Below are 14,414 nucleotides of genomic sequence, written 5' to 3'. Positions count from 1 at the left end.
ATCTGGCCGGTTTGCCCCGGCCAAATCGTTTGCCAGAACCCGCGTTCCGGAGCTTGCCAATCGGACGCGGAGCGGGTAGCTAAAGCGCTCTTTCGCGACGTTTCCGACACCATTCGGATGCATCGGGGCGACTAGCCCACGATGGCCCTAGCGAAAAACGCGCCCGTAGCTCAGCTGGATAGAGCACCAGACTACGAATCTGGGGGTCAGGAGTTCGAATCTCTTCGGGCGCGCCATTTCGGAATACGCCATTGACGCCAACGTGCGCTGATCGAGCGTCTCACAATCTCAGTGCTACGGCGAAGCAGTAGTGCCCCATCTTCATCGAGCGCGGGGCGCCATTTTGCTACCACTCCAGAACAAGATGGGCACCAGGGGGCAGCTTTCGAGCTTCGACCGTCGCGTCAGTTCAGCCGGAAGCCGGGTGGGCGCGGTGAGCGCAAGGCCGCCTTCAGGACCGCATCAGCGTATCGCGCGGCGCTTCGGATTTCCGATTCGAGGATGGTCAGATAAGCGGACACAGCCCCCTCGTTGAACCGGTCGACCATGTTGTTCGTCGCGGCCGCGAGGCGATACTCGCCGATGTCGGCATATAGCCGGGCAATGTCCGACTTTCCATAGACGAAGAAATCATCGATCGATCCGTCGCTCGATTTGCGGAACAGGGCAGGATCGTTATCGTCCACCAGGTCGAAGGACCCGTCGAGAAACCGCTTGGCCTGCGCGGGAGCGCGTTTGGCCAGGGCATCCGCAATGCCGAGATAGAAGTCGAGCATCTGGGTGCCGGAGGCCGGCTATTGCTTCGGCAGCACTGCGTCGAGAAGTTTTGTGGACTGCTTTTCATGCCCGAGCCACGTCCAGGCCAGCGCCAAGCTGGCCCATCCGCACCTGGCGTCGGCGATGTCCATTTTGCCGGCTGTCGTAGGATCGATGAACTGCGGCTGTTTGAGCTCGTAATCGGTCCGAAGCGTGACCAGCCGCTTCACCTCCTCACGGTCGCGCGGCGTGAGTTCGTCCAGCCGGCGATTCATCGCCAGCATCTTCCCTCCATATCCGCTGCCTATCGCGGCGACGTCTTCGCGGCAGATCGGGGACTGCTGCTCAGCTCCTGATTTCCAGACATCGGATGTCCACCACGACAAACGGTCCTCCTCGGCAGATGGGATCGGAGGTTCGCTCCGCGTATCCGGCGACGCCGGCTCGCTTGCCCGTCGAAGGCAGAGCTGCAGGTACGCGATCCGGCTGTCCAGCGGAGAGAGACAGGACGGCAGGTCACTGCCGTAATTGGAGATTTCTGTAAGCAGCGCATGTGCCGGCGTCGCTGGACTATACGTAAGCTCGCGCTGCTGCATGTCTTTGAAGATGAGAGTGAGATTTTTCCGGTCTTCCTCGCAACGGATCATCGCATTGGCTGCGCCAAGAACCTCTGATTTGCAGGACTTCAACTCGGAACCCGGAAGGGCCTTGATAACTTGACGCAGAACCGTCGAAGGAAGCGAGAAGTAGTTTCGGTAATCGTGGCTTTGTCCCGCCACATAGTCCTCAATCGGCGCATCCAGACAGGCTCGGAATGCTATTGGTCGGGACTCCGTCGGGAGACTCACGCGCCCAATCTCTGACTCCGTCACAGAACGACGAATTAACCGCGGCGAAGCGCTCCGCCAGTTCGAAGGCTCCCGCATGCAGCATCACGCGTACGAGATACTCCGGCGACCAGGTATCCCGGCTCGCCTTTGACACCATCTCCTCGAGTTGCTTCTCCGGGATTCGGTGAAAGCCGTTTCCCGCTGCCCGTCCGCCAGCAGCCGCGTGCGCCAGGAGATATGCGGTCACTTCATCCTTGTTCCGGCCCTCCAGGCAGGAGGGTCCCCTCTTCGCGCAAAAGTCGCTGCGAAGGAGAAGAGCGAGATCGGCCGCCGAGCCTTTCGCGCCAATGGCGAAGGCGATGTCCTGCAGTCGCTCAAGCCTGGCGTTCACGCCCATGTATCGGATCATGTCGTCGAGTTTCAGTGCGGTGGATATCGCCATCTCGGTGCGGTCGAGCAGCACCCAGTGGATCAGAATTTTGTCGAGCCCCTGCATGAGGCGAAGCGATGTGGCTCGCGCCTCGAACAGGCTCGTGTAGATTCGGTCGATCTGGAACGCGTTCGTGTATGGCCAGAGCCAAGCCCGTTCGATGGCTACAGTGGAGATGGACGCGGCAGCGCAAACCGCGGCCGCCGCGCCGGTCAGCGCCAGGTACAGATATCGTGGCCGGAACAGCCGCTGCTTGCGACTTGCCGGCCCCGCTGATGCCGCGGAAGAGGTCGGCCCCGCCGCCCCGGCAACGCCGCCGCTCTCGATTATCCTCTGCGCAACGATCGCGGCGACGCCGCATCCCGGCTCGAAGTAGGCCGTGTGAATCACCTCTCTCCAGGAGAGCGCGCTGCTGAACGCAGACACGGGCGAGGTTCCCTCGCCGATCGCCGCAAGCCGGCTGCGGATGTTTCGTGCGGTGCCTGCCGCCGAGGAGTCCGCCAGGGTGGAGAGCTTGGCGAGAAAGTCCGGCGAACCCTCTTTCCAACAAGAGAGGAGTTCGGGAGGCGCACGGTCGCAGCGGATCAGGTACTCGCCCGCGACATCATTCCCCTGGGCGACCTGCTTCGCGGTCTCCCACAGGAACTGGTCCAGCAGCGGAGCTACGATCCTGTTGTAGAACGGCGCGGCGATCAGCGATACCACCGCAGTTGCTGCGGTGCCGAGCGTGATGGGCGGGCGGGCCGGCCTCCTGTCGGCAGGCCCTTCCTCGCGCGCGGTCTCGAATTTCCCCGCTTCCCGAACGCCGAGCCCTGCCTTCAATCGGGGCATGAACGGCTCCGCTGGCTGTATGACTGACGCGCGGAGGGCGTTGATCGGCTCGTCTTCTGGATGCGCCAGCGGGAGCCACCGCTCGCCCAGGAAAACAGCGTCGTGCGCCGAGATCTGACGCGAGCGGCCATGCACTCGCCTCCACAGCTGGAGCGCGAACACCACGAGCGAATAGGCCACGAGCGCAACCACTACCGCACCGCCCGCAAGCACGCCGACCAGAGCGAGGGGCGGCACATCGCGAACGATGCGTCCAAGCTCGGTTGCATAGATGCCAGGTAACGAGCCGAGCAGGAGGTAGGCCATGCCAACCGTGAAGAGCGAAAGGAAGAGGAATAGCACCAGGTAGAACGCACCTCTGTCGCCGAAGGTTAGGAAGGGGGTGCCAACGGTGGTCCAGCTTCGCAGCGATCGCGGCCGCCCATCCCGAAGCATGCGTCGCATCGCGTGCCAAATGACCGACCCGCCATGGCTGTGGCCGACGAGGTGAAAGGGGATACGTCTGCCTTCCAGATCCTTCAGCCGCTCGGCGAGAGTCTGGCCGGCGATTCGCCGTTCACGCTCGGAGTTGGCGCCCGACCAGACGAAGGCCTCTAGCCGGAAGTGCCGATCCGCATTGTCCGAGGCCTGCCTGGAGAGTTCGGTCAGTATTTCCTGTGCGAAGGCGCTCTCCGGCTGCCACCAGCGCTCCTGACCCTTCGGCCCGCGCTGCGACGCGCCCGTTCCATGGACGAGGATCACAAGTTCGTCGCAGCCTGCCCCCATTGCCATCCCCGTTCGAGTAGCCGGAGTGATCTCACGCAGCTTGAGGATGCATCACAACGGCTTCACTGTCTATGTTGGAGGCAGTCTGATTGCTACTTGCAAGTTGCAGTCGCGTGCTCACCGTCAGTCGGACGAGCCGGAACGGCCTTCGCGCTCGGGATGATCGCCTCCACCCAGGTCTTCGCCTTGCACGCCCGTCGGCGCCGATGCGCTGCGGGATCGAATGACGATCGCGATGATGTCGACCTCGACCTTGAGCAGGTCGAGGTCGCGCGTCATCTCGCGCAATTCCTGACCCTTGCGGGCAATCTCTTCCGAGACGTCGATAGCCATGTTGCGCTCGGTGACCCCGCCCGAACTGCCGGTGAACATCTTGGCCTTGATCCAATCCAGCCGCGCCCGGTGTGTATCGCGGGTGAATTTCTTTTCGACGAATTGTCGCCGGCCTTCGACATAGGCGGCCAGCAATTCCACGTCGGACATTTTGTACAGAGCGTCGGCTGAAAGGCTCATGGCACCGTGCTGAGGCAGTTGAGATCATGAATTCGCCAGGCGGACGCGCCGCCCCGGCCATGTCGTTCGGAACCTTGTCCCCAGAATATTGACCCGCCAGCGCTCAACCAAGTGGAATCTTCGCCGTATCATGCAGGAATTCCGAAGCGCTGGAGGAATTGGCGATGGGATTATGGTGGCAGTGCACCTAATCTCATAGGAGCGCGCGTCGACTCGGCAGGCGGAAACGGCAACATGGCGAAACACCGGATCTATACAACGAGCTTTGCAAGCGTCTATCCCCTGTACATTGCCAAGGCAGAGAAAAAAGGACGCACAAAAGCGGAAATCGATCAGATCATCGCGTGGTTGACGGGTTATCGTGGTGAAAAGTTGAAAGCGCAACTGGAAAAGCAAACGGACTTTGAAACCTTCTTTGCAAAGGCCCCTCGGCTGAACCCTTCACGAACCCTGATCACAGGCACCGTCTGCGGCGTCCGCGTCGAGGAAATCTCCGAACCAACCATGCGCGAAATCCGTTACCTGGACAAACTCGTCGATGAACTCGCAAAGGGGAAAGCGATGGAGAAGATTCTGCGGAAGCCGTAAACGATTGTGATCTTCGGAGGCGCTGGGCTTCAAGCAACCACCAGGCCCGCGAAGAGTCCCGCGCTCGGATGGCACTGGCGCTGCCATGCCGAGGCCAAGCGTTTGATGGAGTTGGTCCAGGGGGCTGACGATCACTGACGCGCGACGTCAACTAGCACCTCGGACGGATCAGCCAAGCGCGATCCGCCGTCGCAGATTTGCCGATTGGCACGCGTTGCAGCGCTACCGCATCATAGGTCACCGGTCACCGGTCACCGGTCACCGGACGACGCGCGTGCGGCATCTATGTCAGTCGAACGGAGATGCCGCCATCCACGATCATCGGGCTTCCCGTCATGAAGGTCGACCGGTCGGACAGCAGGAAAAGGGCTGCCTGCGCCACCTCCTTCGCATTCGCCATTCGCTTCATGGGATGCAGATTTGCGATGAAATCCATCACCGGAAGATTTCCCTCGCCTCCGCTTGGCGTGATCGTGCCGCCCGGCAACAGCGAATTGACCCGGACGCCATCTGCGGCGTGGTCGGATGCCAGCGACTGCACCAGGCCGATCAACCCGGCCTTGGACGCCGCATAGGCTCCCATTCCCGGCATTCCCCCATTACTGAAGCCGACAAAGGAAGACGTGAAGACGATCGAGCCGTGCCCTTGCTTCTTCATGACCGGTATCTGGGCTTTCGCGGCCAGGAACGCGCTTGTCAGATTGACCGAAATGACATCGTTCCAATTGGCGATCCCCATCTCCGCGACCGGTCCCATCTCTCCCACGATGCCTGCATTATTGAATGCGCCATCCAACCCACCGAACTCCCTCATGGCGAGATCGACGAGAGCATTGGCGTAGTTTTCATCCCTTACATCGCCGGGAAGGAATACAGCCCGGCCATCGCTTTGATTGATCTTGCCAGCAAGCGCTTCCAGCTCCGCCGATCGGCGCGCGCCAAGGACCACATTGGCCCCCTCGGCTGCGAACAGCAAAGCCGCTGCCGCGCCGATCCCGCTGCTTGCGCCAGTGACGATGATTGATTTGTTTTTCAGTTCCATGACGAGCGCTCCAGGTGGTTGTGTCCAGGGCGCTCTAACAGTTGGGTACGCAGCCCAGCCACCCGTTTCCCGTCGGCAAACAACCGGTGTCGGCGACATCGCAATTAGCGCGAGCTACGAAATCCGGAGAATGTGCCCGGCGAGAAGTGCTCGGACTGTTTCTCCCGCCAGACCCAATCCTTGCCTTCTCCTGGCGTAAGCGTGTCTGAGGGATCGACGTCGATCCATTCGGACCATTCCGGCGTATCCAGATCCACGGCCCGATGGCCTCTTGCTGCTAGCTCTCCTACGACACCGATTTCCAGTGCCGGCCATACTTGTGATCAACACACGCTTCACGCGGGTTCTCCTCATTGCCGTCCAAGCGTTCGCAGTCTCCCGATTGCGACGCTTCCGCAGGTTAGATTGACATCCGTTTCGGGTCTACGACGGTCCTGTGCTTCCTGGTGTTCGGCGCCGGTCCAAAGATGTAGGCCGGTCGCCGCTACCACCATGACGGCCGTTCGCTTCGCCGCTCCGCCGAATCAATTTCGCCAATCGCGAGGGGTTCGCCAGAATGATTGGCTTGCCTCGTAGTAGACAGTGCCGGCATCGAGGCCGATGTCGCGGAGCATCCGCTCGTCGAGGCTGGCGAGTTCGCGGCGCGCCATGCTGCGGCGGCGCCACACGCGCAACGTGGCGACGATCGAGCCCAGGATCAGGCTCCAGCTCGCGGGCGGCGTCACCACCGCTGGAGCGGCAACCGCGGCTGCGGGCTCCTGCGTGGCCGATGTCCGCGGGGTCGAGCGTTGCGCCGGGACTCGGTCCAGGAGTCTGGGCGCGATGATCGGCTGACGGCGTTCTGACACCAATGTCGACATGATCGTCTCCTGTTCTCTGTGTTGCGGCCATTCGAAGGGATATCTTCGTAATTTCAGTGTGTTCTGCCGTATCTCGCCAGCCCGTGACGGCGTCGGCGATTGCTGTTCTGATTATGCGCCGCCATACCTGACAGGATGTGTCAGGTATTTTCTGCTAGGCTGCGGAAATGCGCGCGAGCCGGCTGTTGTCGATCCTGTTGCTTCTGCAAGCCCGCGGCCGGATGACGGCCGAAGAGCTGGCGAGCGAGTTCGAGGTTTCGGTTCGCACCATCTATCGCGACGTTGATCAGCTCAGCGCCGCTGACGTGCCGATCTATGCGGATCGCGGCCCGAGCGGCGGATTTCAATTGCTCGACGGCTACCGCACCAAGCTCACGGGCCTGTCGCCCGCCGAGGCCGAGACGTTGTCGCTCGCCGGCCTGCCGGGACCGGCGGCGCAACTCGGGCTCGCCGACGTGCTCACCGCGGCCCAACTGAAATTGAGCGCGGCATTGCCCGAACGGTCGCGCGCGACCGCAGGCCGCGTCGCCGCACGCTTCCACCTCGATCCCGTTGGCTGGTTCCGCGGTGCCGATGACGCAAGGCTGCTGCCGGCAATCGCCAACGCGGTGTGGAACGAGAAGTGCCTCGACGTGCACTACCGGCGCGTCGAGGGCGCGGTTGAACGCCGGCTGCAGCCGCTCGGTCTCGTGCTCAAGGCGGGCATCTGGTATCTCGTCGCGCAGGTCGGCGACCAGCCGCGCACCTATCGCGTCTCCAATTTCATCGATCTTGCCGTGACCGAGGAGTCGTTCGACCGGCGGAAGGATTTCGACCTGGCGCGCTTCTGGGTCACCTCGTCACGCGCGTTCGAAACCAGCGTCTATCATTCCAACGCCACGCTGCGCGTGACGGCGCGCGGCCTCGCCAGGCTCGACGTGCTCGGCTCACGCGTCGCCCAGGCGGCCGCCGAGACGGCAACGCCTGTTGATGCCGGCGGCTGGGTTGGCGTCACGATCCCGATCGAGTCGTTTGAGCGGGCCGCGTCCGACCTGATCGCGCTCGGCGCTGACATCGAGGTCGTCGAACCCCCGGAACTGCGCGAGCGGCTGGTCGTAACGGTGCAAGCGCTGGTCCGCCTCTACGCGCCCGTGCAGCCGACGGAGCGCCGGCCGCGACCACGCAAGCGCTGAAGGCTGCACCGCACCTCGATGGGCTGAGCCCCCGGTCGCAGTTTCTCGCAAGGTCCTCAGGTGATCCCGTGTTGCTTCAGAACGGCTTGTTCATCCCCCGATACCCATCCAAATATCTTTGGCGCGTCTTCAAGCTGCTGCACCAGGTAGTGGACCTCAAAATCAATGGAAATATCCGGTTCGCTGCCTCGGTCGTAGATCCCGGTCCAGGCGACGTGCGCCAGGCAGTGGTGCTCGTCGATAGGTGCGATACGGACATTGCGAAGTCGCATGTCCTTTGTACCAATTCGGCGATAGTTTTCGAATCCCTGCAGCATCACCTGCTTCAGGTGCTCGTCATTCTGGCCGACGCTGACGCCAGCCGGAGACGCCGCGACGAATGCGGCAGCGTATGAGGATGCCACCTTGTCCATGTCGATTTCATCCGCGAGCGCCATTCGGAACAGGTTCTCGTAGCGCTCAAACAACTCCCTCACGCTATTCTCCATATGGAGGCCTCCCGAAGATTGCAGCCGTAGCAATTTTGGCGGGTCCATGATGCAAGCTGCGGCCTCCCGCTGTTGAACGGCCAGACATCCTTGCGTTCCCAGCGGCAACGCAGTTGTGAGCTTCATCAACGGGGATCGCGATGCCGGGTTGCGATTGGCGGTGCATCAACGACAGGCGCCGCCACTGCGGTTTGTTAGGATCGAAAATTGCTTGTGAAGCAATTTTTATTGACAATAAGGCAAATACAGGAAATGCTCCATACCATGAAAATCCAGGACGAAGCCTTGGTGAGGCTGGGCGGCCGCATCCGCGCGTTGCGCGAGGGGCGCGGCATGAAACTGAAGCAATTGGCCGACGCCACCGGGCTCTCGGATGCGTTCGTGTCGCGTTTAGAACGGGGCCAGGTCTCAAGCTCCGTCGCCAACCTGATCCAGATTGCAGAGGCGCTCGACATCGGCGTCAGTGAACTGTTCGCCGATCCGCCGGACCGGCTTCGCAGCGATATCACCGTGCATCGCCACGGCGACGGCGGCGAAGACCAGAGCATTCCGAGCACCGGCTATCGCTGGCGGCTGTTTGCCGGCGGCATGCCGAACGATGACCTCGAGGTCTTTCATCTATCGTTCCCGCGCAAGAACCGGATGGATCTGATGGTGTCGCATCCGGGGCAGGAATATTGCTACGTGCTCTCCGGCCGCATCCGCTTTCATGTCGGCGCGGAAATCTTTGAGCTTGCGGCGGGCGAAGGCATCTTCCTCAATTCCGAACTGCCGCACCGCGCCGACAATATCGGCGACGATGAAGCGCGGATATTGATGGTGGTCGCCAAATCCTCGCACGCCAAATCCTCCGAACATTTCGACTGGTGGCGCGTGGCCGGTGCCGCGGCCCCGACGAGATCCAGCACGCGGAAAACCAGCAAAAGCAAAATCAGCCAGGGAGAATGACGATGCAACCAGCGTCCAATGCAGCCGGCGGCAAGCATTTGCCGTACGAGGCCAAGCACATCAACGATTTCGAGTGGGAGACCATCCGTTGGCCGGGCGAAACCGGCAAGATGCTGTTTCACCCGCGGCCGGAACGGCCGACCGAACCAAACGCCGGAATTTTACGGTTAGAGCCTGGCGCCCATCATCCGATTCACAATCACGATTTCGCGCAGGTCTGGTACATCCTGTCGGGCGAATTCAGGATCGACGACGTCATCTACACTGCCGGCACGATGATCTTTCATCCCGATCCGCATTTCGAAGGCAAGTTCGAGACGGCGACGGGCGGCGATATCCTGATCGTTCAATATCCGGGACCAACCACCGGCGGCAGACCCATTTATGCCGGGCGCTTCAACATGGAAAAACGGCGCGATATCTCCGAGGAACGAACCGATCTCTGATCGCGGCCGATTGCAGCGGCGCGCAGAAAGACGTGATCGTTGCGCGTGACGTTACATGCGCAGCGCGCCGCAAGCTCCTGCGGTGATGTTGATGCCGCGACGGCCGCGCCCTTCAGTTCGGCGTCGCCACGATATCGAAATTCTTCATGGCCGGATTGCAGGCCATCTTGGCCGCCTTCTCGCAGCTATCCAAAGCGGATCTCTGCGCGGGTTCAAGCCCGCCGGTGCTTGCGGAATAGCTTGGGACGCCATTCGGCGCGCGGACCAGCACTTTTGGGGTGTAGAGCGAGAAGTATTCCTCGAGCCAGGGTCGGCGGGTCGCCGGCATATTATATTTCCGCATCAAGGCATCGAGCTGTTGCGCACTCCAGGTCGGCAGGTTCTGCGCGCGCAGGAAGGGATCGAGCGCCGCCAGCCAATGCTGCCGCCCTGCCGGAAGTTCAAAGATGTTGTGACCGTCGGCCGGTTGCAGCGACGGAGCGATTTTCAAGGTGGCGACGCCGCCTTGTGCAACATAGGCCGCATGCACCTTGCGTGCGGCGTCGGGCCCGAAATTGCCGTCGTTCTCCGAATAGACCCACAGCGTCGGCGTCCTTGTCTGGCTGCCGAACGACGCCAGCGCCGCGATCGGCATATCCTGCGGACAGGCGAGCTGCCCCTGGGCGTCGGTGAGCCGCATGGCGCCGGCGAGATTCACGACCGCCTTCAGCCCCGGGGTATTGCGAGCCGCAAGCGCGAGCGCGGCGCCGCCTCCCACGGAGCCGCCGATCGCGATCACCTGCGTGGCATCGGCATCGCCGCGTCCGGCCACGACGCGCAGCGCGCGCTCGAGATCATCGGCCTCCACCGAGAAATAGCGGCGCAGGTCGGCATCATTGCATCTGGCATAGGCCGCATTGGTGGGTTGGCCCGTCGTCCCGCCCGACACCCCGTAACCTCGCCGCACCACGGCGACAGCGAGATAGCCGCGATAGGCGAGGTCGCGGGCTTGCGGCGCCATCAACGGGGCGCGCATGTTCACGAGTTCGGACGGCAGCCGAGGCTTGCCATGCGTGAGCAAAGCCACCGGCAGCCGTCCCTTCGCGGCGGCCAGCCGTACGATCAAGGCTTCCAGCCGGTAGTTTCCACCCGGCGCGCGAATATCGAGGAAGGTGATTTCTTCGAGCAGGGCCGGGTGGTCCGATGGCGAGGCAGGCCCGGCTAGCGTCAGGCCGGGTGTAGAAGCCGCCATGGTCGTGATCAGCGCCATCGCCGCCGCGATCGTTGAAATGAACTTCATCGTCGATCCTCCGCAGGCATATTGTGCAGTGTGACCTGAAAATGCAGTCACACATTCGGCCCGTGCCGATCGTGTCGCCGAATGATCAACCCCACTCATGCCACATAGAACCGTGATCTATCTCACCTAGCCGGCATGGAGCTGCGCCTACGGATGGGTCGCGTCATGCGCGAGCGCGATCGCCCGACTGCGGCATTCACGCAGCCCCGTCTCTGGCCAAACGGCGGCGGACGAACTATCGTCGCGGCATGTCAGCCCCTAAGCGCGTCCACGCCGATCGGTGTTGCGGCGCAATCATCGACTATCAGGATTTCTTTTTGGCGCAGCTCGAGCCGCGCAACCGCTCTCGCCTGCGCAAAAACATGCGCAACTTCGCGCGCCTTCTTGCGTATATGCGTATTCCGACGGTCGTCACACTCGAGCGACCAGTCCACCGCAAGGGCGCGGTGCCGCAGGATATCAAGGCGCCGCTCGGCAGCGCCGCAAAGGTTTTCGAGAAGGATTTCTTCGACCTCACCAAGGAGAAGCCGATCCGGGCCCATCTGAAACGGCTGAAGAAGACGCAAATCGTCGTTGCGGGTTGCGAGACCGATGTGTGCGTCCTGCAATCCTGCCTCGGCCTTCTCGAAATGGGTTTCGAGGTTTTCGCGGTCGAGGAACTGCTGTTCTCGTCGGCGCGTAATGTCGATACTGCGTTGGTGAGGCTGAGGTCCGAGGGAGTGATCATCCTGTCCTACAAGACGCTGTTCTTTGAACTGATCGAGGCCGTGGCAGGTGCGCCACATGCCGAAAAGATGGTCGCGGCATTCGGCGAATTTCCTTCCGATCTCCCGGAGGAAGCCGTGTCTTGACGTGCAGTCGTCCCCGCGTGGCGCGCTGTTGCCACCCGGCGGCAGGCTGACGCTGATGGTGCGAATGCGAAATTCCCTGGTGGTGAAATAGATGTCGGACAAGAAAGTGGACGTGATCGTGCTCGGCGCGGGCATCGTCGGTGTGTCGGCGGCCTATGCCGCACGGCAGCAGGGGTTGTCGGTCGTGCTCGTCGACCGGCGTGAGCCCGGCAGCGAGACCTCCTACGGCAATGCCGGCATTCTCTCCAGCGGCTCGATATCGCCGCTGAACAATCCGTCGCTGTGGAGCGCGCTGCCGAAATATCTGACCAACAGGAATGCGGCGCTGCGCTGGAATATCGGCTGGTCGATTCGCAACGCGGAATGGGTGCTCCAGTTTCTGGCCAATGCGATCCCGTCTCGAACCAGACCGCGGGCGACGGCCCTGCACGGGCTGATCGGCGCATCGCTACAACTGCATCGGGACTGGATCGTGAAAGCGGGCGCGGGACACCGCATCCGCGAGACCGGCTGGCTGAAGGCGTGGCGCGGCGACGCGATCGATGCGGCGAAGCGGGAACAGGCCTTGCTGAGCGAATTTGGTATCGAAAGCCAGTTGCTTGACCGCCAGGCGATTTCCGCGCTCGAGCCCGAGATCATGCCCGTTTACAAGGTCGGGCTGCTGCATTCGCAGACCGCTTCGGTCGATTCGCCGGGCGCGGTGGTGAAGGCCTATGCCAAAATGCTCGCGGGCGCAGGCGGCGAGATCCGGCAGTCGGAGATCAGGGCGATCATGCCTGACGGCGAGGGCTGGCGCGTGGTGCTCGCCGATGGCGCGCTTTCCGCGCGCCATGTCGTGGTCGCGCTCGGACCGTGGTCGGCGGAAATGCTGCGGCCCCTCGGCTATCGCGTGCCGCTGGCGTTCGAACGCGGTTACCATCGTGAGTTCAAGCCGAACCCGGCGCGCACATTGCGGCGTCCGATCCATGACGCCGACGGCAGTTTCCTGATGACGCCGATGGAGCAGGGCATTCGCGTCACCTCCGGCGTCGAACTCACCGACCATGATGCGCCTTCGTCCTACGCCCAGATCGATGCGGTGGAGCCGCTGGCGCGCGAGGTGGTCGAGTTCGGCGAGCAGGTCGGCGATACCTGGCGCGGCGCGCGGCCGACGCTGCCCGACAGCCTGCCGATGATCGGCCCCGCGCCGCGGCATGCCGGCCTGTGGCTGGCGTTCGGCAACCAGCACATCGGCTTCACCACGGGCCCTGCGACCGGCGCCGCGATCGCCGCCATGATCAAGGGAACACCGCCATCGTATGACGTCACAGCTTTTGCGCCGAGCCGTTACATCTGATGTGCCATGGCGCCTTTCCTCGGTATATCTATTGACCAGGGTCTGCTTGCGGATCTTGTGCTCGGGAGCCACATTTCTTCCTGACTGCTTGCGACACCATTGAAACTGGAGTTCTGCGATGGACGCGGCTTCGGGGCGCTTTTCGGCGGCAACGCCTGAGGCAGGGAATGCCGGCGACGGGCCGGCCCGCTCCAACCAGGTGAGGACGATCAATCTGGCGCTACAGGGTGGCGGTGCCCATGGCGCTTTTACCTGGGGCGTGCTCGACCGGCTGCTCGACGAAAAGGACGTTGCCTTCGAGGGATTGAGCGCGACGAGCGCCGGCGCGATGAATGCTGCGGTCTTTGCCTACGGGCTTTCCGTCGGCGGGCGCGAAGGGGCGCGCAAGGCGCTGACCGATTACTGGAAGCGTGTCAGCGACGCGGCGAGTTTGGGGCCGTTGCAACCAAGCCCGATCGACCGGCTGCTGGGGAACCACAAGCTGACCTGGTCGCCGGTCTTCTCGCTGCTCGGCTTCGTGACGCGCGTGCTGTCGCCCTATGAGTTCAACCCGTCGGACTATAATCCGTTGCGTGAAGTGGTCGAGCAATCGATCGATTTCGAGGTGCTGAAGCGCGCCGACTGTCCGGTCAAGCTGTTCCTGTCTGCGACCAACGTTCGTACCGGCAAGGTGAAGATCTTTTCGGGGGCTGAAATTTCCGCTTCGGCCGTGATGGCTTCGGCATGTGTTCCGACCATGTTTCACGCCGTCGAGATCGACGGTGAGGCCTATTGGGACGGCGGCTACATGGGAAATCCGGCGCTGTTCCCACTCATCTACAACTGCAAGAGCTCCGATATTGTCATCGTTCATATCAATCCGCTGTTCCGCAAGGAATTGCCGCATGCGGCAGTCGACATCCTGAACCGCATCAATGAGATCAGTTTCAATTCATCGCTGATGCGGGAGATGCGGGCGGTGAGCTTCATTACCAGGCTGGTCAAGCAAAACCACATCGTCGGCGGAGACGTCCGGCAGATCTTCATCCATAGCGTCGCCGATGATGAATTCATGGGGGCGCTCAGCCCGACCAGCAAATACAACGCCGATTGGGATTTTCTGGTTTTCCTTCGCGACCAGGGCCGGAAATGCGCGAACGACTGGCTGACGAGCCATTTCGTCAAGCTCGGCGTCGAATCGTCCGTCAATATCGACGAAGTGTATCTCTAGATATGCAATGTGCCGAAGGGTGGCGCGTCGTTATTTGCTGGTGAATTATTCGCGGCGTTGTGCGATGAC

The 14,414-nt window shown here is 62.1% G+C and carries 15 protein-coding genes and 1 tRNA gene; 8 read left to right on the top strand and 8 right to left on the bottom strand.

Annotated elements, in window-relative coordinates:
* Positions 1–159 precede the first annotated feature (159 nt).
* Positions 160–236, top strand: a tRNA-Arg gene (locus JQ574_RS05060).
* Between the two features lie 168 nt (positions 237–404).
* On the opposite strand, the gene JQ574_RS05055 is transcribed toward JQ574_RS05060, so the two are convergent.
* The 4 genes from JQ574_RS05055 to JQ574_RS05040 form a co-directional block, all read right to left on the bottom strand.
* Positions 405–776, bottom strand: coding sequence for a hypothetical protein (locus tag JQ574_RS05055; protein WP_212209330.1), 372 nt, complete (start codon positions 774–776; stop codon positions 405–407).
* An 18-nt stretch (positions 777–794) separates the two neighbouring features.
* Positions 795–1,535 (bottom strand): hypothetical protein, encoded by a 741-nt coding sequence (locus JQ574_RS05050; RefSeq protein ID WP_212383360.1) that lies wholly within the window; start codon positions 1,533–1,535, stop codon positions 795–797.
* Positions 1,536–1,542: 7 nt separating this feature from the next.
* Positions 1,543–3,612, bottom strand: coding sequence for a triacylglycerol lipase (locus JQ574_RS05045; protein ID WP_212383357.1), 2,070 nt, complete (start codon positions 3,610–3,612; stop codon positions 1,543–1,545).
* A gap of 123 nt (positions 3,613–3,735) precedes the next feature.
* A complete protein-coding gene (locus JQ574_RS05040; RefSeq protein ID WP_212209332.1) occupies positions 3,736–4,125 on the bottom strand; it encodes a hypothetical protein in 390 nt (129 codons plus the stop codon).
* Between the two features lie 234 nt (positions 4,126–4,359).
* Here JQ574_RS05040 and JQ574_RS05035 point away from each other — a divergent pair, with 234 nt between their 5' ends.
* The gene (locus JQ574_RS05035) at positions 4,360–4,713 is read left to right on the top strand and encodes a DUF2200 domain-containing protein (protein ID WP_212209333.1); all 354 of its coding nucleotides are present in this window, start codon (positions 4,360–4,362) and stop codon (positions 4,711–4,713) included.
* A gap of 283 nt (positions 4,714–4,996) precedes the next feature.
* On the opposite strand, the gene JQ574_RS05030 is transcribed toward JQ574_RS05035, so the two are convergent.
* Positions 4,997–5,755 carry an SDR family oxidoreductase gene (locus tag JQ574_RS05030; protein ID WP_212209334.1) on the bottom strand — a complete coding sequence of 253 codons (759 nt, stop codon included), beginning with the start codon at positions 5,753–5,755 and terminating at the stop codon, positions 4,997–4,999.
* 524 nt (positions 5,756–6,279) lie between these two features.
* The gene (locus JQ574_RS05025; RefSeq protein ID WP_212209335.1) at positions 6,280–6,615 is read right to left on the bottom strand and encodes a DUF1127 domain-containing protein; all 336 of its coding nucleotides are present in this window, start codon (positions 6,613–6,615) and stop codon (positions 6,280–6,282) included.
* A gap of 167 nt (positions 6,616–6,782) precedes the next feature.
* Between JQ574_RS05025 and JQ574_RS05020 the strand changes: the two genes are divergently transcribed.
* A complete protein-coding gene (locus JQ574_RS05020) occupies positions 6,783–7,787 on the top strand; it encodes a YafY family protein (protein WP_212209336.1) in 1,005 nt (334 codons plus the stop codon).
* A 56-nt stretch (positions 7,788–7,843) separates the two neighbouring features.
* Here JQ574_RS05020 and JQ574_RS05015 read toward each other — a convergent pair whose 3' ends face one another.
* Complete coding sequence (locus tag JQ574_RS05015) at positions 7,844–8,401, bottom strand: nuclear transport factor 2 family protein (protein WP_409363405.1); 558 nt, start codon at positions 8,399–8,401, stop codon at positions 7,844–7,846.
* Between the two features lie 138 nt (positions 8,402–8,539).
* Here JQ574_RS05015 and JQ574_RS05010 point away from each other — a divergent pair, with 138 nt between their 5' ends.
* Positions 8,540–9,223, top strand: coding sequence for a helix-turn-helix domain-containing protein (locus JQ574_RS05010; RefSeq protein WP_212209337.1), 684 nt, complete (start codon positions 8,540–8,542; stop codon positions 9,221–9,223).
* Positions 9,224–9,225: 2 nt separating this feature from the next.
* Positions 9,226–9,669, top strand: a complete 444-nt coding sequence (locus tag JQ574_RS05005; protein ID WP_212209338.1) for a cupin domain-containing protein — start codon at positions 9,226–9,228, stop codon at positions 9,667–9,669.
* A gap of 112 nt (positions 9,670–9,781) precedes the next feature.
* Here the strand turns inward: JQ574_RS05005 and JQ574_RS05000 are convergent, their stop codons facing one another.
* Positions 9,782–10,948 carry a S9 family peptidase gene (locus tag JQ574_RS05000; protein WP_212209339.1) on the bottom strand — a complete coding sequence of 389 codons (1,167 nt, stop codon included), beginning with the start codon at positions 10,946–10,948 and terminating at the stop codon, positions 9,782–9,784.
* 248 nt (positions 10,949–11,196) lie between these two features.
* Between JQ574_RS05000 and JQ574_RS35830 the strand changes: the two genes are divergently transcribed.
* The 3 genes from JQ574_RS35830 (at position 11,197) to JQ574_RS04985 (ending at position 14,345) form a co-directional block, all read left to right on the top strand.
* Complete coding sequence (locus JQ574_RS35830; RefSeq protein WP_212383354.1) at positions 11,197–11,799, top strand: isochorismatase family protein; 603 nt, start codon at positions 11,197–11,199, stop codon at positions 11,797–11,799.
* Between the two features lie 91 nt (positions 11,800–11,890).
* Positions 11,891–13,135, top strand: coding sequence for an FAD-binding oxidoreductase (locus tag JQ574_RS04990; RefSeq protein WP_212209341.1), 1,245 nt, complete (start codon positions 11,891–11,893; stop codon positions 13,133–13,135).
* Between the two features lie 118 nt (positions 13,136–13,253).
* On the top strand, positions 13,254–14,345 hold the full coding sequence (locus JQ574_RS04985; protein ID WP_212209342.1) for a patatin-like phospholipase family protein: 1,092 nt from the start codon (positions 13,254–13,256) through the stop codon (positions 14,343–14,345).
* The last annotated feature ends 69 nt before the right edge of the window (positions 14,346–14,414 follow it).

It is taken from the genome of Bradyrhizobium sp. AUGA SZCCT0158, from assembly GCF_018130065.1.
Taxonomy (GTDB): domain Bacteria; phylum Pseudomonadota; class Alphaproteobacteria; order Rhizobiales; family Xanthobacteraceae; genus Bradyrhizobium.
The sequence above is the reverse complement of the archived record's forward strand: the minus strand, read 5'-3'. Positions and strand labels throughout refer to the sequence as shown.

Coding starts and splice junctions, on each gene's coding strand:
- JQ574_RS04985 (WP_212209342.1), top strand. CDS start 13,254: ATGGACGCGGCTTCGGGGCGCTTTTCGGCGGCAACGCCTGAGGCAGGG.
- JQ574_RS05030 (WP_212209334.1), bottom strand. CDS start 5,755: ATGGAACTGAAAAACAAATCAATCATCGTCACTGGCGCAAGCAGCGGG.
- JQ574_RS05025 (WP_212209335.1), bottom strand. CDS start 6,615: ATGTCGACATTGGTGTCAGAACGCCGTCAGCCGATCATCGCGCCCAGA.
- JQ574_RS35830 (WP_212383354.1), top strand. CDS start 11,197: ATGTCAGCCCCTAAGCGCGTCCACGCCGATCGGTGTTGCGGCGCAATC.
- JQ574_RS05045 (WP_212383357.1), bottom strand. CDS start 3,612: ATGGGGGCAGGCTGCGACGAACTTGTGATCCTCGTCCATGGAACGGGC.
- JQ574_RS04990 (WP_212209341.1), top strand. CDS start 11,891: ATGTCGGACAAGAAAGTGGACGTGATCGTGCTCGGCGCGGGCATCGTC.
- JQ574_RS05000 (WP_212209339.1), bottom strand. CDS start 10,948: ATGAAGTTCATTTCAACGATCGCGGCGGCGATGGCGCTGATCACGACC.
- JQ574_RS05040 (WP_212209332.1), bottom strand. CDS start 4,125: ATGAGCCTTTCAGCCGACGCTCTGTACAAAATGTCCGACGTGGAATTG.
- JQ574_RS05005 (WP_212209338.1), top strand. CDS start 9,226: ATGCAACCAGCGTCCAATGCAGCCGGCGGCAAGCATTTGCCGTACGAG.
- JQ574_RS05055 (WP_212209330.1), bottom strand. CDS start 776: ATGCTCGACTTCTATCTCGGCATTGCGGATGCCCTGGCCAAACGCGCT.
- JQ574_RS05010 (WP_212209337.1), top strand. CDS start 8,540: ATGAAAATCCAGGACGAAGCCTTGGTGAGGCTGGGCGGCCGCATCCGC.
- JQ574_RS05015 (WP_409363405.1), bottom strand. CDS start 8,401: ATGAAGCTCACAACTGCGTTGCCGCTGGGAACGCAAGGATGTCTGGCC.
- JQ574_RS05020 (WP_212209336.1), top strand. CDS start 6,783: ATGCGCGCGAGCCGGCTGTTGTCGATCCTGTTGCTTCTGCAAGCCCGC.
- JQ574_RS05035 (WP_212209333.1), top strand. CDS start 4,360: ATGGCGAAACACCGGATCTATACAACGAGCTTTGCAAGCGTCTATCCC.